22 protein-coding genes are annotated in these 19,979 nt (G+C 58.5%); 16 read left to right on the top strand and 6 right to left on the bottom strand.

The features are described 5' to 3' along the window. Nucleotides 1–100: 100 nt before the first annotated feature. From C5750_RS18900 to C5750_RS18865, 8 genes are all read left to right on the top strand, one after another. Complete coding sequence (locus C5750_RS18900; protein WP_425350490.1) at nucleotides 101–1,390, top strand: L,D-transpeptidase family protein; 1,290 nt, start codon at nucleotides 101–103, stop codon at nucleotides 1,388–1,390. A gap of 186 nt (nucleotides 1,391–1,576) precedes the next feature. Further along, nucleotides 1,577–2,887 (top strand): serine hydroxymethyltransferase, encoded by a 1,311-nt coding sequence (gene glyA / locus C5750_RS18895; RefSeq protein WP_105735611.1) that lies wholly within the window; start codon nucleotides 1,577–1,579, stop codon nucleotides 2,885–2,887. Between the two features lie 191 nt (nucleotides 2,888–3,078). Further along, entirely contained in the window at nucleotides 3,079–3,561 is a 483-nt protein-coding gene (gene nrdR / locus C5750_RS18890; protein ID WP_105735609.1) for a transcriptional regulator NrdR, read from the top strand. Nucleotides 3,562–3,566: 5 nt separating this feature from the next. Continuing rightward, complete coding sequence (gene ribD, locus C5750_RS18885; RefSeq protein ID WP_105735607.1) at nucleotides 3,567–4,676, top strand: bifunctional diaminohydroxyphosphoribosylaminopyrimidine deaminase/5-amino-6-(5-phosphoribosylamino)uracil reductase RibD; 1,110 nt, start codon at nucleotides 3,567–3,569, stop codon at nucleotides 4,674–4,676. Nucleotides 4,677–4,686: 10 nt separating this feature from the next. After that, complete coding sequence (locus tag C5750_RS18880; RefSeq protein ID WP_105735605.1) at nucleotides 4,687–5,301, top strand: riboflavin synthase; 615 nt, start codon at nucleotides 4,687–4,689, stop codon at nucleotides 5,299–5,301. A 56-nt stretch (nucleotides 5,302–5,357) separates the two neighbouring features. Continuing rightward, nucleotides 5,358–5,819: a 6,7-dimethyl-8-ribityllumazine synthase gene (ribH, locus tag C5750_RS18875; protein ID WP_105735603.1), complete on the top strand. Its 462-nt coding sequence runs from the start codon at nucleotides 5,358–5,360 to the stop codon at nucleotides 5,817–5,819. Nucleotides 5,820–5,823: 4 nt separating this feature from the next. After that, complete coding sequence (gene nusB, locus C5750_RS18870; RefSeq protein WP_105735601.1) at nucleotides 5,824–6,342, top strand: transcription antitermination factor NusB; 519 nt, start codon at nucleotides 5,824–5,826, stop codon at nucleotides 6,340–6,342. Between the two features lie 248 nt (nucleotides 6,343–6,590). Then, entirely contained in the window at nucleotides 6,591–8,747 is a 2,157-nt protein-coding gene (locus tag C5750_RS18865) for a sodium-translocating pyrophosphatase (RefSeq protein ID WP_105735599.1), read from the top strand. A 68-nt stretch (nucleotides 8,748–8,815) separates the two neighbouring features. On the opposite strand, the gene C5750_RS18860 is transcribed toward C5750_RS18865, so the two are convergent. Then, entirely contained in the window at nucleotides 8,816–9,322 is a 507-nt protein-coding gene (locus tag C5750_RS18860; protein ID WP_105736132.1) for an outer membrane protein assembly factor BamE, read from the bottom strand. Between the two features lie 122 nt (nucleotides 9,323–9,444). On the opposite strand from C5750_RS18860, the gene C5750_RS18855 reads away from it, so the two are divergent. From C5750_RS18855 to C5750_RS18830, 6 genes are all read left to right on the top strand, one after another. Then, nucleotides 9,445–10,017 (top strand): ubiquinol-cytochrome C chaperone family protein, encoded by a 573-nt coding sequence (locus tag C5750_RS18855; RefSeq protein WP_105735597.1) that lies wholly within the window; start codon nucleotides 9,445–9,447, stop codon nucleotides 10,015–10,017. Next, on the top strand, nucleotides 10,014–10,577 hold the full coding sequence (locus tag C5750_RS18850) for a YceD family protein (RefSeq protein WP_105735595.1): 564 nt from the start codon (nucleotides 10,014–10,016) through the stop codon (nucleotides 10,575–10,577). The genes C5750_RS18855 and C5750_RS18850 overlap by 4 nt, the downstream gene beginning before the upstream one ends. 221 nt (nucleotides 10,578–10,798) lie before the next feature. Continuing rightward, nucleotides 10,799–11,878: a phosphate acyltransferase PlsX gene (plsX, locus tag C5750_RS18845; protein WP_105735593.1), complete on the top strand. Its 1,080-nt coding sequence runs from the start codon at nucleotides 10,799–10,801 to the stop codon at nucleotides 11,876–11,878. A gap of 9 nt (nucleotides 11,879–11,887) precedes the next feature. Next, entirely contained in the window at nucleotides 11,888–12,859 is a 972-nt protein-coding gene (locus C5750_RS18840) for a beta-ketoacyl-ACP synthase III (protein ID WP_105735591.1), read from the top strand. A gap of 123 nt (nucleotides 12,860–12,982) precedes the next feature. Then, on the top strand, nucleotides 12,983–13,303 hold the full coding sequence (locus C5750_RS18835; RefSeq protein WP_091883889.1) for an integration host factor subunit alpha: 321 nt from the start codon (nucleotides 12,983–12,985) through the stop codon (nucleotides 13,301–13,303). Nucleotides 13,304–13,433: 130 nt separating this feature from the next. Next, nucleotides 13,434–13,991, top strand: a complete 558-nt coding sequence (locus C5750_RS18830) for a MerR family transcriptional regulator (RefSeq protein ID WP_105735590.1) — start codon at nucleotides 13,434–13,436, stop codon at nucleotides 13,989–13,991. A gap of 173 nt (nucleotides 13,992–14,164) precedes the next feature. Here C5750_RS18830 and C5750_RS18825 read toward each other — a convergent pair whose 3' ends face one another. Both C5750_RS18825 and C5750_RS18820 read right to left on the bottom strand, forming a co-directional pair. Further along, a complete protein-coding gene (locus tag C5750_RS18825) occupies nucleotides 14,165–14,470 on the bottom strand; it encodes a hypothetical protein (protein WP_130502124.1) in 306 nt (101 codons plus the stop codon). 18 nt (nucleotides 14,471–14,488) lie between these two features. Continuing rightward, entirely contained in the window at nucleotides 14,489–14,740 is a 252-nt protein-coding gene (locus tag C5750_RS18820) for a DUF883 C-terminal domain-containing protein (protein ID WP_105735586.1), read from the bottom strand. Nucleotides 14,741–15,006: 266 nt separating this feature from the next. Here C5750_RS18820 and C5750_RS18815 point away from each other — a divergent pair, with 266 nt between their 5' ends. Beyond that, complete coding sequence (locus C5750_RS18815; protein WP_245421178.1) at nucleotides 15,007–15,480, top strand: fasciclin domain-containing protein; 474 nt, start codon at nucleotides 15,007–15,009, stop codon at nucleotides 15,478–15,480. Nucleotides 15,481–15,565: 85 nt separating this feature from the next. Here the strand turns inward: C5750_RS18815 and C5750_RS26615 are convergent, their stop codons facing one another. Both C5750_RS26615 and C5750_RS18810 read right to left on the bottom strand, forming a co-directional pair. Next, a complete protein-coding gene (locus C5750_RS26615) occupies nucleotides 15,566–15,742 on the bottom strand; it encodes a hypothetical protein (RefSeq protein ID WP_158531326.1) in 177 nt (58 codons plus the stop codon). Nucleotides 15,743–16,255: 513 nt separating this feature from the next. Beyond that, complete coding sequence (locus tag C5750_RS18810; RefSeq protein WP_105735582.1) at nucleotides 16,256–17,374, bottom strand: porin; 1,119 nt, start codon at nucleotides 17,372–17,374, stop codon at nucleotides 16,256–16,258. A 1,167-nt stretch (nucleotides 17,375–18,541) separates the two neighbouring features. Between C5750_RS18810 and C5750_RS18800 the strand changes: the two genes are divergently transcribed. Next, nucleotides 18,542–19,159, top strand: a complete 618-nt coding sequence (locus tag C5750_RS18800) for an isochorismatase family protein (RefSeq protein ID WP_105735580.1) — start codon at nucleotides 18,542–18,544, stop codon at nucleotides 19,157–19,159. Between the two features lie 65 nt (nucleotides 19,160–19,224). Here C5750_RS18800 and C5750_RS18795 read toward each other — a convergent pair whose 3' ends face one another. Further along, on the bottom strand, nucleotides 19,225–19,554 hold the full coding sequence (locus tag C5750_RS18795) for a VanZ family protein (RefSeq protein ID WP_105735578.1): 330 nt from the start codon (nucleotides 19,552–19,554) through the stop codon (nucleotides 19,225–19,227). Nucleotides 19,555–19,979: the final 425 nt, after the last annotated feature.

Here is a 19,979-nt window from a genome sequence, read left to right as displayed (position 1 = left end):
AAAGTTGCTGTTTGTTAAGGGTGTTCCTGATAATTTTGGAAACCATAATCCGTGTTCTGCGTTATGAGGCGACGGGTTGGTTACGGAACTTCCAATTGGGTTGGGCAATACTATGAAGAAACTTGGATCATCGGGGCTGGATCGCCGCACATTCCTTACGGGCGTGGCAACGGCTGGGCTGGCCGCCATTGCAACATCCGCCTGGGCGGAGGATGCGGCAATCAACGACATCCTGGCTTCTCCACGCCGCGGCAACTGGGATGACCAGTTCGACGCACGCTCCAGCGCCCACGCCAAGGTGGCCAGTTTCCAGCCGATTGCCAGCCCCGAGACGGTGTCCTTCGTTCAGGCGGCCATCAACAGCTACAGCCAGATCGTTGCCAATGGCGGCTGGCCGAACGTGCCGGTGACCACCAAACTGCAACTCGGCGTTGTCGATCCGTCGGTTTCCATCCTGCGCAAGCGTCTGATGGTATCGGGCGATCTGTCCGCGAGCGCCGGCATTTCCAATTCATTCGACACCTATGTCGATGCGGCTGTGAAGCGTTTTCAGGCTCGTCATGGCCTTCCCGCTGATGGTGTCATGGGCCAGTTCACCATTGCCGCCATGAACATTCCGGCCAATATCCGGCTCGGCCAGCTGCAGACCAATCTGGAGCGCGTGCGCACGCTTGCCGCTGCCAACCAGGGCGCCCGCTATGTCATGGTCAATATTCCCGCCGCGCAGATCGAAGCCGTCGAGGGCGGCCGTGTCGTGCAGCGCCACACGGCCATTGTCGGCAAGATCGACCGCCAGACGCCGATTCTCGACTCCAAGATCTCCGAGGTCATCCTCAACCCTTACTGGACGGCACCAAAGTCGATCATCCAGAAGGATATTATTCCGCTGATGCGCAAGGACCCGACATACCTCACGCGCAACAAGATCCGCCTGTTCAACGAACAGCGTCAGGAAGTGCCGCCGGAAAGCGTCGACTGGAACACGGACGATGCGGTCAAGCTGATGTTCCGTCAGGATCCGGGCAAGATCAACGCCATGTCCTCGACAAAAATCAACTTCGCCAACCCCTATGCCGTCTACATGCACGACACGCCGCAGCAGGGCAATTTCAACAAGCTGATGCGCTTCGATTCGTCCGGCTGCGTGCGTGTTCAGAACGTGCGCGACCTCAATGTCTGGTTGCTGCGCAACACGCCGGGCTGGGATCGCCAGACCATGGATGCGACGATCAAATCCGGCGTCAACACGCCGATTGCCGTTACCGATCCGGTTCCGCTGCATTTCGTCTATGTCAGCGCCTGGTCGACCGGCGACGGCGTCGTCCAGCTGCGCGACGATATTTACGAGCGCGACGGCCAGCAGGCCCTGTCGATCGGCACCAATACCTGATCGCTGTCCTTGAAGACACTGATGCAGCAAAGACCGCCTCCGGGCGGTCTTTTTGCATTTGAATGGTGGATGGCGGTTTCGGGCTAGTGCTTTTCGCCCACCGGCCATTGGCCTTGATCGTTTAAGTATGATAATGCGCCGGAAATACCTACTCACTCACTTAAGGCAAATGAGGGTCCAGGCACCATGTCGAATGCAAGCGCTTCCGTTGCAGATACATTTTTCAACGCATCACTCGAAGACATCGATCCGGAAATTTTTGGTTCCATCCGCAAGGAACTGGGCCGCCAGCGCCATGAGATCGAGCTGATTGCCTCGGAAAACATCGTATCGCGTGCCGTGCTTGAAGCCCAAGGCTCGATCATGACCAACAAATATGCCGAGGGCTATCCGGGCAAGCGCTACTATGGCGGCTGCCAGTTCGTTGATATCGCGGAAGAACTGGCCATCGAGCGCGCCAAAAAGCTGTTCAACTGCGACTATGCCAATGTGCAGCCGAATTCCGGCAGCCAGATGAACCAGGCCGTATTCCTGGCCCTGCTACAGCCGGGCGACACGTTCATGGGCCTCGACCTCAATTCCGGCGGACACCTGACCCATGGTTCGCCCGTCAACATGTCCGGCAAGTGGTTCAATGTCGTTTCCTATGGCGTGCGCCAGGATGACAACCTGCTCGACATGGCGGAAATCGAACGCCTGGCGCATCAGCACAAGCCAAAGCTGATCATTGCGGGCGGCACGGCCTATTCGCGCGTCTGGGATTTCGAGCGCTTCCGCCAGATTGCCGATGCGATCGGCGCCTATCTCATGGTCGACATGGCACATATCGCCGGTCTCGTGGCTGCCGGTGTGCACCCGTCGCCGCTGCCGCACGCGCATGTCACCACCACCACGACGCACAAATCCCTGCGCGGCCCGCGCGGCGGCATGATTTTGACCAACGACGCTGACATCGCCAAGAAGATCAATTCAGCCGTGTTCCCCGGCCTGCAGGGCGGACCGCTGATGCATGTCATCGCCGCCAAGGCCGTGGCTTTCGGTGAAGCGCTGAAGCCGGAATTCAAGACCTACGGCCAGAATGTCGTGAACAATGCCCGTACCCTGGCAGAATCGCTGAAGAAGAACGGCCTCAACATCGTTTCGGGCGGCACCGACAACCATCTGATGCTGGTGGACCTGCGGCCCAAGAACGCCACAGGCAAGCGCGCGGAAGCCGCGCTTGGCCGCGCCAACATCACCTGCAACAAGAACGGTATCCCGTTCGACCCGGAAAAGCCGTTTGTAACATCGGGCGTGCGCCTGGGCACGCCAGCCGGCACGACGCGCGGTTTCGGCGCGGCCGAGTTCACCGAGATCGGCAATCTGATTTCGGAAGTTCTCGATGGCCTCAAGGTCGCCAATTCCGACGAGGGCAATGCAGCGGTTGAAAAGGCCGTGCAGACCAAGGTGGTCGAGCTGACCGGCCGCTTCCCGCTTTACCCCTATCTCGGACAGTAAGTCCGGCACAGAATTTGGAAAATGGCGGTACGCAAGTGCCGCCATTTTTGTTTGCGGCTGCAGGAGGAAGTGCGCGTCGAACCACACCAACCGTTTCTTTGACACACCGTTGCGGCCAGGGTGCTTTTATATCGTACCGAAAGCCACTATCTTCCCTAACGATTTCAGAATCATCTCCAGAAAGCCAAACGATGCGTTGTCCCTACTGCCAGTCTGAGGATACTCAGGTGAAAGATTCCCGCCCAGCTGAAGACGGGGCGGTGATCCGCAGACGGCGCATCTGTACCGTGTGCGGCGGACGTTTTACCACCTTCGAGCGCGTGCAGTTGCGCGATCTCAGCGTGATCAAGAAGAGCGGCCGCAAGGTGGCTTTTGACCGCGACAAGCTGATGCGCTCGGTCGAGGTGGCGCTGCGCAAGCGGCAGGTCGATCCGGAACGCGTGGAGCGCGCGGTGTCGGGCATCGTCCGCCAGCTCGAAAGCTCCGGTGAGCCAGAGGTCAGCTCCGATGAAATTGGCCGTCTGGTCATGGATGCACTCAAAGGCATTGATGACATCGCCTACATCCGCTTTGCCTCGGTCTACCGCAATTTCCGCGAGGCCAAGGATTTCCACAATGTGATCGACGAAATCACCGCTGGCGATGTTGCGTCCGATCCGGTCGAGGATGAATAAACCCCATGAACCCATCGGAGCAGAGTGCGCTTGACCGGCGCTACATGGCTGCAGCCATTCGCCTGTCACGCAGCCATCAGGGGCTGACGGGAACAAATCCGTCTGTCGCCACGCTGATTGTCGACCGCGACGGCGTCATTGCCGGGCGCGGCGTGACCGCCATCGGCGGTCGGCCGCATGCGGAAACCCAGGCTCTGGCCGAGGCTGGCGCGCGGGCGAGGGGCGCCACGGCCTATGTCACGCTGGAACCCTGCGCCCATCACGGCAAGACGCCGCCCTGTGCGGACGCACTGGTCACGGCCGGTGTCAGCCGCGTCGTTGCCGCCGCCAATGACCCGGATGACCGGGTGGCGGGCAGGGGCTATGCCATCCTGCGCAATGGCGGCATCGAGGTGGTCACCGGCGTTCTGGCGGCGCAAGCAGCCGATTATCTCGCCGGCTACCTGATTCGATCCTCGAAAAAACGCCCGGAAGTGACTCTGAAACTTGCGCTTTCCGCCGATGGCTATATCGGCAGGCACGGCACGGGCCAGATTGCAATCACCGGTCCCGTAGCGCGGGCGCAGGTGCATCTGATGCGGGCTGAATCCGATGCCATTCTCGTCGGCATCGGTACGGCGCTGGCCGATGATCCCGTCTTGACCTGCCGCCTGCCGGGGCTGGAAAACCGTTCGCCGGTGCGCATCGTGCTTGACAGCCGGCTGCGTCTGCCCGTGGACAGCAAGCTGGTACAATCGGCGGGTAGCGTTCCACTCTGGATTGCCGCCAGCGCCCAGGCCGATCCGGCCAGGCGTCAGGCGCTGGTTGCGGCGGGCTGCCGCATGCTCGCGACCGAAACCGACTGCGGCGCAACCGCGCTGCCGGAACTGCTTGACGATCTGGCGGCACAGGGCATCGCCACGCTGATGGTGGAGGGCGGTGCTGCCGTCGCTTCTGCGCTTCTGCAGGACGATCTTGTTGACCGCATTGCGCTTTTTGAAGGCCCACTGGCCATCGGATCGGAGGGTGGTCTTGCAGTACCGGAACTTTCTTCCCATATCGCTCGTGACTTCACGCTGGCGCGGGATGAGCGCTTCGGTGACGATCGCTATCGCGAATACGTAAGACCCATTTGAGGAAGCATGCATGTTTACGGGAATAGTAACGGATATCGGCAAGGTAGGTCAGGTCAAGCCGCTCAATGAGGGCGTGCTTTTGCGCGTGGAGACCAATTACGATCCGCAGACGATCGAAATCGGCGCGTCCATCTCCTGTTCGGGCGTGTGCCTAACTGTCGTGACTCTGCCGGAAAAGGGCTCGAATGCCCGCTGGTTCGAGGTGGAAGCCTGGGAAGAGGCTCTGCGCCTGACCAGCATTGCCAACTGGAAGAATGGCACGCGCATCAATCTGGAACGCTCGCTGAAGCTGGGCGATGAGATGGGCGGACACCTTGTCTCCGGCCATATCGACGCCATGGCCGAGATCGTCAAGCGCGAGGATGAGGGCGATGCCGTCCGTTTCACGCTGCGGGTGCCGGAAGAACTGGCGCGGTTTATCGCGCCGAAAGGCTCCGTGGCGCTTGACGGCACGTCGCTGACGGTCAACGCCGTCGATGGCAATGAATTCGATGTGCTGTTGATCCGCCATTCGCTTGAAGTCACCACCTGGGGCGACCGCAAGGCCGGTGACAGGGTGAATATCGAGATCGATCAGATGGCGAGATACGCTGCACGGCTTGCAGAATATCCGAAATCAGCCTAGGACCACACGCAGAGGCGGAGCATCTTCGCCACCCCCATTGAGTTCTGGAGTTTTCCATGTCCAAAAAAAAGGCGCATGCGCCCCATCTGTTGATCGTGGAAGCGCGATTCTATGACGATCTGTCGGATGCCCTGCTGAACGGTGCCAAGCTGGCGCTCGACGAAGGCAAGGCAACCTATGATGTCGTGACCGTTCCCGGCGCGCTTGAAGTGCCCGCCGCCATTTCCTTTGCCCTCGATGCAGCGGAAGACGGCGGAACGGAGTATGATGGTTTTGTGGCGCTTGGTACGGTCATTCGCGGCGAAACCTATCATTTCGATATCGTTGCCAATGAATCCTGCCGCGCTCTGATGGAGCTTGCGGTGGAGGAAAGCATTGCCATCGGCAACGGCATTCTCACCGTCGAGGACGAAGAGCAGGCCTGGGCCCGTGCCCGCCGCGAGGACAAGGACAAGGGTGGCTTTGCAGCGCGCGCTGCCTTGACCATGATTGCCCTCAAGGAAAAACTCGGAGCCTGACCGGATGACTTCTGCCAAAGATGGGGCCAAAGATGGGCAAAGTCCCGCTGTAAAGCCCGCCAACAAGCGCGGTGTTGCCCGCCTGGCAGCGGTGCAGGCACTGTACCAGATGGATGTTGCCGGAACCGGCGTGATCGAGGTGGTGGCGGAATATGAAGCGCACCGTCTCGGCAAGGAAGTCGACGGTACGCAGTATCTGGATGCCGATCCGCAATGGTTCCGCGCCATTGTCGCCGGTGTCGTTGCCGAGCAGACATCCCTCGACCCGATGATCCGTCAGGCCCTGACCGAGGATTGGCCGCTGTCACGGCTCGATTCCACGCTGCGGGCGATCCTGCGCGCCGGTATCTGGGAACTGAAGAACCGCCCGGATGTGCCGACGGCGGTTATCGTTTCGGAATATATCGACATTGCCAAGGCTTTCTACACGGAAGACGAACCCAAACTGGTGAATGCCGTGCTCGATCGTCTGGCTTTCGAACTGCGCGGTGAAAGCCGCGGCGCGAAGAACCCGCGCGGCTGACATCCATTCATTGAAATTGGCGGGCACCCCCCTCTGTCCTGCAGCCCAGAGGGGGGTGTTCCATCGTGCCTGTTGGCAAGCTTATCCCAACCCTAAGCCGCCTCAGCGAAAGGCCTTGACCTTTTCGCATCCGCTTCGTTACTCCTAGTACATACGGTCGCGTTTCTGCCGGCCTGGCAGATTTTGCGTGCCGTACCGAACCTGACCTGGGGAGGGGTATTTTTCGGGTCAAAATCTGAGGGAGTGGCATGACTATACTGTTTCTCGTCATCGCCTGCGGTCTGCTGTCTGTCGTTTACGCTTTCTGGGCTACCCAATCGGTGCTCGCAGCGGACCAGGGCAATGCGCGCATGCAAGAAATCGCCGGTGCAATCCGCGAAGGTGCACAGGCCTATCTCACACGTCAGTATACCACGATCGCCATCGTTGGCGTCGTTGTCTTTCTAGCAGTCTGGTACCTCTTGTCTTCCACCGCGGCAGTCGGCTTCCTGATCGGTGCCGTCTTGTCGGGGCTTGCCGGTTTCATCGGCATGCACGTTTCCGTCCGTGCCAATGTGCGCACGGCACAGGCGTCATCCCGCAGTCTGGCCGCCGGCCTCGAGATCGCGTTCAAATCCGGCGCGATCACCGGGATGCTCGTGGCCGGTCTCGCCCTTCTGGGCGTCTCGGTCTATTATTACATCCTGACCGGTCCGATGGGCCATCTGCCCGCGGACCGCATCGTTATTGACGCTCTTGTCTCCCTCGGGTTCGGTGCGTCGCTTATTTCCATCTTCGCCCGTCTTGGCGGCGGCATCTTCACCAAGGGCGCGGACGTTGGCGGCGATCTCGTCGGCAAGGTCGAAGCCGGAATTCCCGAAGATGACCCGCGCAATCCGGCGACCATCGCCGACAATGTGGGCGACAATGTCGGCGATTGCGCCGGTATGGCCGCCGATTTGTTTGAAACCTATGCGGTGACCATCGTTGCCACCATGGTTCTGGGTGCCATCTTCTTCGCCGCAACGCCCGTTCTGAGCACCGTCATGCTCTATCCGCTCGCCATCTGCGGCGCCTGCATCATCACCTCGATTGCCGGGACATTCTTCGTCAAGCTCGGCGCGAACAACTCGATCATGGGCGCGCTCTACAAGGGCCTCATCGTGACGGGTCTTCTGTCGATTGCCGGTCTTGCCCTTGCCACGTCGATGACGGTCGGTTGGGGCGAGGTGGGAACCGTTGCGGGCAAGTCGATCACCGGCATCAACCTGTTCTATTGCGGCCTTGTCGGGCTCGTGGTGACGGGCCTGATCGTGGTGATCACCGAATATTATACCGGCACCAACAAGCGTCCGGTCAATTCGATTGCCCAGGCGTCGGTGACCGGCCACGGCACCAACGTCATCCAGGGTCTGGCCGTGTCGCTTGAATCGACGGCGCTGCCCGCTCTGGTCATCGTCGGCGGCATCATCTCGACCTACCAGCTTGCCGGACTGTTCGGCACCGGCATTGCCGTCACCGCCATGCTCGGCATTGCCGGCATGATCGTTGCGCTCGACGCCTTCGGTCCGGTAACCGACAATGCCGGCGGTATTGCCGAAATGGCCGGGCTTGATCCGGAAGTACGCAAGTCCACGGACGCGCTGGATGCCGTTGGTAATACGACCAAAGCCGTAACCAAGGGCTATGCCATCGGTTCGGCCGGTCTGGGCGCGCTGGTGCTGTTTGCCGCCTATTCCAACGATCTGCAGTTCTTCATCAGCGAGGCGAACAAGGATGGTTCGACGGCCTTCTCCTATTTCAAGGGAATAGGCGCCGTATCGTTCGAGCTGTCCAATCCCTACGTTGTCGCCGGTCTGATCTTCGGTGGCCTCATCCCCTACCTCTTCGGCGGTATCGCGATGACGGCTGTTGGCCGGGCGGCGGGTTCCGTGGTGGAAGAGGTGCGCAGGCAGTTCCGTGAAAAGCCGGGCATCATGGCCGGTACGGAGCGGCCGGACTATGCGCGGGCGGTGGATATTCTCACCCGTGCCGCCATCAAGGAAATGGTCGTGCCGTCGCTGCTGCCGGTATTGGCACCGCTCGTCGTCTATTTCGGCGTGCTTTTGATTTCCGGTTCGAAAGCTTCGGCCTTTGCCGCGCTCGGTGCTTCGCTTCTCGGCGTGATCATCAATGGCATTTTCGTCGCCATATCGATGACGTCAGGCGGCGGGGCGTGGGACAATGCCAAAAAGTCCTTCGAAGACGGTTTTGTCGACAAGGATGGAACGCGGCACCTGAAGGGCTCCGAAGCCCACAAGGCCTCCGTGACCGGCGATACCGTCGGCGATCCCTACAAGGATACGGCGGGCCCTGCGGTCAATCCGGCGATCAAGATCACCAACATCGTGGCCTTGCTGCTGCTGGCGGTGCTTGCGCACGGATAAGCCTCTGGCCCAGTCAAAGAAAAACCCGCGAAATCCTGTTTCGCGGGTTTTTGTTTTCAGTACGGAATTTACTGGCCGGGAGGTCCGCCTGCGCCAATGGAGCCGGGAGCCTTGCCAACGCCCGCCAGCAGCTGGCCGAGGAACGAAAGATCCTTGCCGCCGGTTGGCGTGGTGCGCGAGATGAAGTCGAAAACCTTGCCGTCCTGCAATCCGTAGTTGGAAATGCTGGCAACCTTGCTCTTCTGGTCGAAATAGACCGCCAGAATGCGGCGTTCGGTCACCTTCGGCTGCATGAAGGCGACGCTGCGTTTGCGCTTCTGGGAAATGTAATAGAAGACTTCGTTGTCGAACGTTGCCGTCGATGAAGGGCTGCCAAGCGACAGGATGACCTGCTCGCGGCTGGACCCGACCGGAACGAACGCCAGCGCCTTCTCGTCGAGAATATAGCCTTCCGAGAATGTTTCGGATGGGTTGAGGTTGGCGGTATTACAGCCGGCAAGCCCTACGACAAAAAACAGAGTTCCGGCGAGAAGATAGTCCCGGGAACGATCGGCCTTGAAAATCCGCTGCAACAACGACATCTCCATTTCAATAGTGGGCGCAAGTCTTTCGCTGCCCGCAGAACTTCGGTAAACCACCTTGAAGTCCGATGCAACTAGCGACTCGTGTTGCGGTCGGCCCAAGTGAAAGCACATAGATGATTCTCAGTTTATTCAGCCGTAAGGCCAAAGCAAATGAGGCGATTACCACAGCCCTCTACGATGTGATCGTGGCAGCGGCGCGGCAGCCATACCTCTATTCTGACATTGATGTGCCGGATTCGCCGCTCGGACGCTACGAAATGGTGTCTTTGCACGTCTTTCTTTTCATGCGCCGGATAAAGGGGCGGACACCGGCGCTCAAGATGATCGGTCAGGAAGTGACGGATGAATTCTTCCGGGACGTCGACCATTCCCTGCGGGAGCTGGGGATCGGCGATTCCGGCATCCCCAAGCGCATGAAAAAGCTGGCGCGCATGTTCTATGGCCGGGTGGAGTCCTACGATAAGGCGCTCCAGACCAACGACCTTCCGGCCCTGGCAGCCGCCTTGGCCCGTAATGTCCGCCCCGATACCAGCGGATGGACCGGCGCCTCTGCGCTGGCCGGATACACCATTGAGGCCGCGCTGTTTCTGGAAAACCAGCCGGATGACGACATTGCCCGCGGGCAGCTGGCCTTTCCGGACGCCGGCACGCAAGCCCTGCAGAACGAAGAAAGGGGAGCAAAATGACACGGAATATCGACGGTGCACTCAGTTTCCCGGTCTCGGTCAAGCGGCTGCCGCAGAAGGGGCTGACCATCAAGATCGAAGCGGACGCGCGCGAGCGCGCGGCATTGCGGGATTTTCATGACCTGCAGGATGTGACGTCCTTCAAGGCCGATCTGCAGATCGTACCCTGGAAGAAAGACGGCATCCGCGTGCGCGGGCTGGTGAAGGCCAGCATTGTACAATCCTGCGTTGTCACGTCGGAGCCTGTCGATGCGGTTGTCAATGCGGAAGTGGATACGCTCTTTGTTCCCGAAAACTCCAAGCTGGCGCGTCTGCCGCTCGATGAGAACGGCGAGCTGATCATCAGCGCCGACGGTCCCGATATACCGGAGACATTTTCGGGCGATACGCTGGACGCCGGTGCGATCGCAGAGGAGTTTTTCGAGCTGGCAATTGATCCATACCCGCGCAAGGAGGGCGTGCCGGATGCGCCCATCGAGGTCGTCTTCGGTGACGACGACACGGCCGAGAAGCCGGTCAGTCCGTTTGCCGGCCTCAAGGACTGGAAACAGAAGCCTTGATTGTGACGATTTCCTGGGGCTGACTATCGAAATGCTGCCCTGATGGGCTATAACAATGGAAAATACCCGAAAAGGGGCAGTGTTTTTCACAATGATTCCAGTCTATGTGCCGCAGGTCCGGCAGATTCCGGTTGTACAGCGACGGAAATTGACTATTTTCGCCGAGTCTTTGAGCAATTGATAAACCCAGCAAGCATACTCACTGAACAGGACAATCGAGAGTGATCAGAATTTCCATTGATGCCATGGGCGGTGATTTCGGTCCTGAGATCGTCATTCCCGGTCTGGCAACGGCGCTGGAGCGCCATCCTGATATCCGGTTTGTGATCTTCGGTCGTGAGGAAGAGGTAAGGCCGGTTCTCAACCGCCATCCCACGCTTGCAAGCTCCATATTTCACCACTGTGACGTATCGGTGCGTATGGATGAGAAACCCAGCCAGGCCTTGCGCAATGGCCGCTGGAAGTCATCCATGTGGCGCTCCATCGAGGCGGTAAAAACAGGCGAGGCGGATGTCTGCGTATCGGCGGGCAATACCGGCGCGCTGATGGCCATGTCGAAATTCTGCCTGCGCACCATGGCCAATGTGGAACGCCCGGCCATTGCCGGCATCTGGCCGACATTGCGCGGCGAGAGCATCGTGCTCGATATCGGCGCGACCATCGGCGCCGATGCGCAGCAACTGGTCGACTATGCCGTCATGGGCGCCGCCATGGCCCGTTCGCTGTTCGAGATCGAGCGCCCGACGATCGGCTTGCTCAATGTCGGGGTGGAAGAAATCAAGGGACAGGACGACGTCAAGGATGCCGCGCGCATTCTGCGCGAGATTCCCCTGCCAAGCCTTGAATATTACGGCTTCGTCGAAGGTGACGACATCGGCAAGGGCACCGTCGACGTGGTGGTCACTGAAGGGTTTACCGGAAACATCGCGCTGAAGACGGCGGAAGGGACGGCCAAGCAGTTTGCGCAGTATCTGCGCGATGCCATGGGCCGCACATTGATGGCCAAGATCGGCTATCTCTTCGCCAAGGGCGCATTCAATCATCTGCGGGAGAAAATGGATCCGCGCAAGATCAATGGCGGCGTGTTTCTCGGGTTGAATGGCGTTGTCATCAAGAGCCATGGCGGAACCGATGCGCTGGGCTTCGCCTCTGCGGTCGATGTCGGCTATGACATGGCGCGCAACAAGCTTTTGAGCAAAATTGCCGCGGATCTGAGCCATTTTCACAAAAGTCCGGTCGGTGTCGCGTTTCAGGGCGACGCCGAAAATGATTCAGAAGCTGAGATAGAGCCACAGGCGTAGGAAAAATAAATGATCCGGTCCGTTGTTAGAGGTGTTGGGGCGGCCAAACCGGCGCGTCTGGTCAAGAACGCCGATCTGGAAGGTATTGTCGAAACCAGCGACGAGTGGATCGTGCAGCGGACGGGCATCCGCCAGCGCTATATTGCAGGCGAGGGCGAAACAACCGCATCGCTGGGCGAGGCGGCCGCGCGTGCCGCGCTCGACAATGCCGGGATGACGCCGGATGACATCGACCTGATCATTCTGGCAACCTCGACGCCTGACAATACGTTCCCGGCCTCCGCCGTCGATATTCAGGCGCGCCTCGGCATGACCCACGGCTTTGCCTTCGACATGCAGGCGGTCTGCTCCGGCTTTGTCTATGCCATCAGCACCGCCGATCTCTATATTCGCGGCGGCATGGCCAAACGCGTTCTGGTCATCGGTTCGGAGACATTTTCCCGGCTTCTCGACTGGAATGACCGCACGACCTGTGTCCTGTTCGGGGACGGTGCCGGTGCCGTCGTGCTGGAGGGCAATGAGGGGCGCGGCCTGACATCCGACCGCGGTATCCTCACCGCAAACCTGCGGTCCGATGGTTCGCACAAGCAAAAACTCTATGTGGATGGCGGGCCTTCCAGCACCCAGACCGTCGGGCATTTGCGCATGGAAGGCCGCGAGGTTTTCAAGCATGCGGTCGGCATGATCACCGATGTGATCGAAGCCTCGTTCTCCGAAGCCGGCATCACCGCGGAGGATGTCGACTGGTTCGTGCCGCACCAGGCCAACAAGCGCATCATCGATGCATCCGCCAAGAAATTGAACCTCGCCGAGGAAAAAGTGGTCATTACGGTTGACCAGCATGGCAATACCTCCGCGGCGTCCGTTCCCCTGGCCCTGGCAACAGCGGTTGCCGACGGGCGGATCAAACAGGGCGATCTTGTCCTTCTTGAAGCCATGGGCGGGGGCTTTACGTGGGGTGCAGTTCTGCTACGGTGGTGACGGTCCGGTTGGGTCAGCAGTTTGTTTTATCAACTGTTTTACCTGCTTGCCCTATCGGATTTGATCCTATAACTTCCGCTTCCACCTTGATAGTTTTGCAACAAACGAGAGCTTAGAGATCGTATGGGGGGTAAGACCATTACGCGCGCTGATCTGGCCGAAGCAGTCTATCGCAAGGTAGGGCTTTCGCGCACGGAGTCAGCTTCACTCGTCGAAACCATTCTCGATGAAGTATGTGATGCCATTGTTCGTGGCGAAACGGTCAAATTGTCATCGTTCGCCACGTTTCAGGTCCGGGACAAGAACGAACGCATCGGCCGCAACCCGAAAACGGGTGAAGAGGTCCCCATTTTGCCTCGCCGGGTCATGACGTTCAAAGCATCCAATGTGCTCAAGCAGCGCATTTTGCGTTCGCACCAGGCACGCAAGAAGAAATCCGCATAGCGGATTTATGCGGGGGCTTCGGCTTTCCCAGCGAGATTGCTGTGGGGCAATCTCGCGTTGTACTTGAAAACCGCTTGATAAACCGCTGAAATAGGCGTCGAATCAGATTTTCTCCTGAAAGGGTGAAAACATGGACAAGAGTCCCGACGCTTTTAGAACCATCAGTGAAGTTGCCGAAGATCTCGATCTTCCCCAGCATGTTCTGCGTTTTTGGGAAACGCGTTTTACCCATATCAAACCGATGAAGCGCGGCGGCGGGCGACGGTATTACCGCCCGCTGGATGTCGATCTTCTCAAGGGTATCCGCCATCTGCTGTATGATCAGGGCTATACGATCAAGGGCGTGCAGCGGCTTTTGCGCGAGAACGGCGCGCAGTTCATCATTGCGCTCGGCAGCGGCGACACGGCGGCAGCCGAGGCCATCAGCCAGCAGAAGCAGGCGGCCGTTCGCGAGGAGGAAGCGCATTCCGCCGAGCAGGAACGTGCCGACGCGGCGGAAGAAGCCGCCATCATGGGATCGCCGAAAGCTTCGTCCCATGGCCGGCGCCTCTTTGGTCTGATCAAGGGCGATGATGACGGGCCGGTGGCTGCCGACGGCAAGCGGCTGTCAAAGGACAACCGGACCCTGCTGCAGGAAACGCTTTTCGACCTCCTGGAATGCAAGCGCCTCTTGGATCAGGTCCGCTAAGTCAACCGCGCAATTCGCGCCCGCCAACAAAAAACCCAGCTTCCACGGGGAGTGAAAGCTGGGATTTGGGGTTGGCTGTGGGGTTCAGCCTAGCTGGTTGGGGGACCAGTTTCAGGAAAACGGTGCTGCCCGCAAAAGGTTCCAGAACATTTTGAAAAAAATCTGGAACAGATTTAACGGGCCAGCATGCCGATAACGATGCCGAGGCCAGCAATGACCATCAGCGTCGACACGGAATTCCGTGTCTGAATGTCGCCGATCCTGCGGGCCTGATGGCCGACAGCGCGTGCTGCGCGCCGTCCGCCGTCCTTGATGGCGTCAAAGGCCGATGAATCATCGCCTTCGAGATCATCGAGCAGCTGCACGCCCTTGTCAGTGAGCGTCTGCGTCAGCGCGGCCAGATCGCGCTTCAGATCCTCGATTTCACGCTGCAGACGCGCGCGATCATCATCGGTGGGGATTGGTTCTGCACTATCCATGGCCATCACCCTTCTTCCTTAGCGTCTTGAAACAAGCCCGATGAGCAGGGCCGCGCCCGCCACGATGGCAAGGGTTGCCAGCGGGTTCTCCTTGGCTGCGTCGGCGGCATAGCGCACCTGTTTGGTGGCGGCGCGTTTCACATCATCCAGCTTTTCTCCGCCCATGTCGGCGAGGTTGGCCGTCAGTCTGGACACTTCCTTGCGCAAGGCGGCGATCTGCGCCTCGACGTCGTCCTGAATATCATCGGTATTTTTGGAAAATATTGCCATTCTTTATGCTCCTGTGCATGACAAGCCTATAACGGGCAGGAGCCGCTTAGGTTCCCCGGTGAATTGCCGGGCCGCCATATGCCTGGACACAGAATAAATGCACTCCGCTGGAAACTTTCCCGATCAAGCCCTCGTTCTTGTTTGCATTCCCCACAACGGGGAGGCAAACGTGGAGCAATACAATGGGTAAATTGACTGCAGGCATTTTCGCCGGATTTCTGGCGGTTACGGCACTGAGCGGAGCGGCATTGGCGAAGGACAACCCCATGGTTGGCGGCGCGCCCATGTATGCCAACAAGAACATCATCGAAAATGCGGTCAACTCCAAGGACCACACGACACTTGTCGCCGCGGTCAAGGCGGCCGGACTTGTCGAGACATTGCAGGGCAAGGGTCCCTTCACGGTTTTCGCGCCCACCAACGAAGCATTTGCGGCATTGCCCAAGGGCACTGTCGAGACGCTGTTGAAGCCGGAAAACAAGGCAACTCTGACGAAGGTGCTGACCTGCCATGTGGTGGCCGCTGACGCCCTGTCGGCGACAATCGCCAAGATGATCAAGGATGATGGCGGCGCCCACAAGGTGAAGACAGTCGGCGGCTGCGTTCTGACGGTCAGCGAGAAGGGCGGCAAGATTGCGATCAAGGACGAGAAGGGCAATGTCGCCCATGTCACGATCGCAGATGTCAGGCAGTCAAACGGCGTCATTCACGTGATCGACAAGGTTCTCCTGCCAAAATAAGACAGCGGCGAACGCTGCCCGGCACACCCCCGCATGCCCGTTATCGGCGTTCCGATAACGGGCTTTTTGCTTGGCCGGTCAAAACCTACTTGGTGTCATGCTTAAAGCGCCGGTGGCTGAATCCGCCTTTGGCCAGCCGCAGGATTGAAGAGAGTTTTGTCGGATCGCAGGCGATCTTCGGAATTTGCTTGCTGACTTTCTGCATCGTTTTGGGCGAGGCAGGCTGTGCGTGATGCGGCGTGTGAAGAATTGCTTCTCCCATAGTTCATTCGCTCCCTGACGACGTTCCGCTCCCGGCCCATGCCGGAAACCCAATGCTGTGGCTGGTATGCGGATATCACGGGATCATACGACGGACGGTCGATCCTTGCCTGGATCATTCTATGGAGAGGTCAGTCAATTCCTGCCGCTTACACCCGGCGCGAGGGTTTCGCCTGGTAGGCCAGCAAGACAATCACAATGACTGCAAGCAAGAAATCAAGATCACGCATATCCGCAACCTCCTGCATTCCAGCGGGGAATATAGCGGGAAACGCGCCGGTTTCCAAATCACAACATGTCGACCTGACGGACACGCAGCGCAGGGGCACCGCACATGTAAAAAACGGTGAGCCGCGAAGCCCACCGTTTCAAAAAATGACGTGACTGGAGATCTCATCATCGCAGTTCGGCAATGCAGTCCTTCTCCATTGCCAAACACAATTCATAGGTTTGTTGGGCCAAGGCCTGAGTATCCGGGGACAGGCCCCGGATACATCTTCAAATCCTGAAAGGATTAGAAGTTGCGCTGGAAGCGGATCATGCCGCCGAATGCGTCGTCGTTGCCGCCCTTGGCAATCGATACATCCTTACGATGACCATCGAACTTGGTGTAGCTGATTTCTGGCGTGATCGTGAAGCCAGGAACGAGCTCGTAAGCAACGTTCAAAGTACCAGCAACGGTGCCTTCGGATTCGTATGCAACCTGTGCATTGACAGTTGCCTTATCCGAAACCTTGGCAGACAGACCGCCCCAGACAGCCCAGTCGCCTTCCCAGCGGCCGAACCAGTTCAGGCTGCGTGTGTGGCCAACCGAGTAGTTGTCGTCGAAGTTGGACTGATAGCCACCCATGACGAATGCCTTGACGGTGTCGGTGAACTTGACGTCCAAACGAACCTTACCGGCCCATTCTTCGATAACCGAGTCATAAGCTGCAACAGCCGAGATGCCGCCCCAACCCTGCTCGTATTTCACACCGCCGATGACATGCGGCATGTAATCGTTGATGCGGTAGTCGTGCGAAACACCATCGTTGTCGGATTCAGATTCGCCCTGTTCAGCAGCGATCATGGCCGAGAAACCGTTGCCAGCTGCGAAGGTGTAGCTGACCTGGTTGGATGTGCCGGACTGGTAGTTGATCACGTCGTCGTTGATGACGCTGCCGGCATAACCGGTCCACGAACCGAAGATTTCGTCAGCAACACCGATGCGGAAGCCGCCGAGTTCGATGAATGCATTCGGAATGAGGCCGCCGCTGTTGGAACCGTTCGTGTAGTTGAAACGTGTTTCAATGTACGAACGCAGTGTGCCGAGTTCGGTTTCCGAACGGGCATCGAAACGAACGGTAGCGCGTGTGCGCATGTAGTAGGTGCCATCGTCGCCACCAGCTACGTCATTGATGTGGCCGCCGGTGTATACGCTGTCGCCGCCCTTGATGTCAGCGCGCAGGTAGCCGCCGATCTTCAGGCATGTCTCTGTGCCAGGAATGTAGAAGAAGCCCTTGCCGTAAGCATCGCAAACGCGAACGTATTCGACAGCTTCAGGTTCGGCGACGACAACTGCGTCAGCAGCGCGCGCACCGGTTACTGCAACCAGAGCTGCAGCGGAGCCGAGAAGAAGGCTCTTAATGTTCATTGTTGCTCTCCATGAGATTGGTAGTGACAATCCGGTATTCTGCGACTTTGGTCGTAGAGTCAAATGTCAAATTACAAATCTTTAATGCCGGGAGCGATGGGATTTTTATTGTTGCGGATTTGCAACTACAAGTTAACGTATGGTTAATATCAAGTATATTCGTGATGAATACTGTAAATTGAAAGCATATCATGATATTGTAACAAAATTGTGATGGGGCGTTGAAATATTAATCATGTTTTCGTTTGGTAATTCCGCGAGGGCCAGTCCGGTGGGAAACCTCGTCCCACCCCGGGTAGGGCTAATTGAGGATATCGAAGAGGGAAAACAGCATCAGCTCCACAAGGGTGATAACCCACAGGAAAAGAATCAGGAAATCCGTCAGTTTCTTCGCGATGGAACCGCTTCGCTTCACAATCAATGACCAGTCCGCATGAATTTTCGCTCGAGACTTCGCAAAGGAAGATTGCCGGGCAATGACGGCGAATGAATTTCCGCACCGGTGCCGCGGGATCCGTGTTCGGCTGCCGCTTGCGGGAATATCGGGCGGCCACGTCTGTTCGTGGCAGCGGGTGAGACGTCAATCAGCCCGCCCGACCCTATCCTGAAGTTGATAGCAGTCGCGCCGTGCCCTTGCGGGCCATTTGCTTGTGGCTGATTCTGGGCTGGATTGATACGCCGTTTAACAATGCAGCCGCCAGCAAGGCACCATGCAGACGAGGCCCGGTAGCCTGCCTTCATCAGTGTCAGTTACCGAGCCTCCAGCCGCGCAAGAGCGCTGCCCCGAAAATGTGGGGCCTCGACCTGTAACAGTCAAATCACAGTTCCGTCCGCAAAAATCCGGATTATCTGTGCGATGTCAGAAGTTTAATTCTCGCCTTCCGCCGTATGCGCCTGATCAGCGCCTGCACATCGGTTGCGCAATCGAGAAAATTCATCTGGGCAGCGCGACTTTGCTCCTCCGCCTGAACGATGATTTTTTCTTTGCAGCTCTGTTGCCCCAGAAACTTAATTCTTGTTCGCATGTTCCGCACCCCTCGTGTCTTATGACTTTTTTTGAGAGACGTAATATATGCAATGATTCCGGATAGTTTGGAACATATCTAATGTTCGAATGCCGGGCCGGACGTACACGAAACGGTGAATAGCATATGGGGACAGGCCTTTATGTTGGACACCTCACTTGAAAGCGAGGAGGGCGGAGATTTGGTGTTCACGCAGGATGACTTGACTGCCCAGGCCCTGGTGGTCGTCGATGTGCAAAAGGCCTTCATCACGGGGGCGGACGCCGTTCCGGATCATCGGCAGCTTCAGGGCGCGGTGGAAATACTTCTTGAGAATGCGCGCGCGGCGGATGTGCCGGTTATCTTCCTGCAGAATGACGGTGTTCCCGGCGCGGTTGACGAGCCCAATAGCGATGGCTGGCAATTGTTCTTCCCGCCCGGCGTGCACGAAGCGGTGGTTCGCAAGTCGGAGGATAATGGTTTCGACGGCACCGGACTTGAGGATATGCTGCGGCGGCATGGCGTCCGGTCGATGGCGATCTGCGGCATGCTGTCGGAAATGTGCCTGGCCGCGACGGCGCGAGCCGCGCTGGAAAAGGGATTTACGGTGATCCTTTCCCATGATGGCCATGCGACCTATGATGTGCCGGCTGGTCCGGGCAATTCGCAGGCCGTCCCCGCACGGATGGCGGCGCGGGCGGCGGAATGGTCGCTGGGCGACGAAATCATCCTTCTGGCCGCCGCGGGCGATGTCCGCTTCGAGGCGGTCCGCCGCGCATAGGATCAGCCATCATCGCAACAAGGAGGCTGCAGCAACGTCATCCTTTCAACGTCTTCGCGACAGGGTTAGCGCAAGAGGCGCAGGATGAGAGCACTCGCGGCAACGCCAAAGGTTCCACCCGCCGCCTTCACCACGGCATCCATCAGCCGGGCGTGCCGGGTAGGGGCAAGCATCTGCGCCAGCTCGAACCCGAAAGCCGCACCGACCACCAAAACCAGGATGAGCAGCCACCGCCGCGGATAGGCTGCGGCAAAGACAAAGCCCAGCACGGCAAAAGCGGCAAAACGCTCGACATTGACCGGCAGGCCGCTCTCGGGCCGCAGGCTGATGGGATCAACAGTGATGAAAAGTATGGCCGCAAACAGCAGCCAGGCGGTGATTTGAATGAGCTTCATTCATATCCCATAGCGCATTCAACGTGCGGTTCCAATCCTGTTACAATCTGCAATTGAAGATGAAACAGACTTCGCGTGGCAACGGGATCGAACGGGATGCCGCATGGTGCCCGCATTCTTCGGGTGAGGCCCGGCAAGGGGCATCGGGGGGTGATGGGAATGCCGAGCCTCCGTTGCCCGAAGGTGACAACGTGCGGGTGATAACACGGGAAGCTGAGCAGGAGATTATCCGAACCTGAGGCGAAACTGAGATGCGGGCGCGGTCTTGGGGAGGGTATGTCCGCCAGTGGCTGTTTTGCCGTTGCGGCCGATATCCGTGCATGCAGCCAGGCGCGATTCGGCCGGTTGCCGTTCCGGGAGCCATGGGATTTTGCCGGGGGTGATACATCCCTATCTCATGCGAAACATTAGTTTCAAATACTGGC

It is taken from the genome of Phyllobacterium myrsinacearum (assembly GCF_002980555.1).
Classification (GTDB): domain Bacteria; phylum Pseudomonadota; class Alphaproteobacteria; order Rhizobiales; family Rhizobiaceae; genus Phyllobacterium; species Phyllobacterium myrsinacearum.
This window is presented reverse-complemented; position numbering and strand designations above follow the sequence as displayed.

Bases quoted from the DNA above. Each gene is read 5' to 3' on its own strand.
- glyA (WP_105735611.1), top strand. From the start codon at position 1,577: ATGTCGAATGCAAGCGCTTCCGTTGCAGATACATTTTTCAACGCATCA.
- nrdR (WP_105735609.1), top strand. From the start codon at position 3,079: ATGCGTTGTCCCTACTGCCAGTCTGAGGATACTCAGGTGAAAGATTCC.
- ribD (WP_105735607.1), top strand. From the start codon at position 3,567: ATGAACCCATCGGAGCAGAGTGCGCTTGACCGGCGCTACATGGCTGCA.
- C5750_RS18880 (WP_105735605.1), top strand. From the start codon at position 4,687: ATGTTTACGGGAATAGTAACGGATATCGGCAAGGTAGGTCAGGTCAAG.
- ribH (WP_105735603.1), top strand. From the start codon at position 5,358: ATGTCCAAAAAAAAGGCGCATGCGCCCCATCTGTTGATCGTGGAAGCG.
- nusB (WP_105735601.1), top strand. From the start codon at position 5,824: ATGACTTCTGCCAAAGATGGGGCCAAAGATGGGCAAAGTCCCGCTGTA.
- C5750_RS18865 (WP_105735599.1), top strand. From the start codon at position 6,591: ATGACTATACTGTTTCTCGTCATCGCCTGCGGTCTGCTGTCTGTCGTT.
- C5750_RS18855 (WP_105735597.1), top strand. From the start codon at position 9,445: ATGATTCTCAGTTTATTCAGCCGTAAGGCCAAAGCAAATGAGGCGATT.
- C5750_RS18850 (WP_105735595.1), top strand. From the start codon at position 10,014: ATGACACGGAATATCGACGGTGCACTCAGTTTCCCGGTCTCGGTCAAG.
- C5750_RS18840 (WP_105735591.1), top strand. From the start codon at position 11,888: ATGATCCGGTCCGTTGTTAGAGGTGTTGGGGCGGCCAAACCGGCGCGT.
- C5750_RS18835 (WP_091883889.1), top strand. From the start codon at position 12,983: ATGGGGGGTAAGACCATTACGCGCGCTGATCTGGCCGAAGCAGTCTAT.
- C5750_RS18830 (WP_105735590.1), top strand. From the start codon at position 13,434: ATGGACAAGAGTCCCGACGCTTTTAGAACCATCAGTGAAGTTGCCGAA.
- C5750_RS18825 (WP_130502124.1), bottom strand. From the start codon at position 14,470: ATGGATAGTGCAGAACCAATCCCCACCGATGATGATCGCGCGCGTCTG.
- C5750_RS18820 (WP_105735586.1), bottom strand. From the start codon at position 14,740: ATGGCAATATTTTCCAAAAATACCGATGATATTCAGGACGACGTCGAG.
- C5750_RS18815 (WP_245421178.1), top strand. From the start codon at position 15,007: ATGGTTGGCGGCGCGCCCATGTATGCCAACAAGAACATCATCGAAAAT.
- C5750_RS26615 (WP_158531326.1), bottom strand. From the start codon at position 15,742: ATGGGAGAAGCAATTCTTCACACGCCGCATCACGCACAGCCTGCCTCG.
- C5750_RS18810 (WP_105735582.1), bottom strand. From the start codon at position 17,374: ATGAACATTAAGAGCCTTCTTCTCGGCTCCGCTGCAGCTCTGGTTGCA.
- C5750_RS18800 (WP_105735580.1), top strand. From the start codon at position 18,542: ATGTTGGACACCTCACTTGAAAGCGAGGAGGGCGGAGATTTGGTGTTC.
- C5750_RS18795 (WP_105735578.1), bottom strand. From the start codon at position 19,554: ATGAAGCTCATTCAAATCACCGCCTGGCTGCTGTTTGCGGCCATACTT.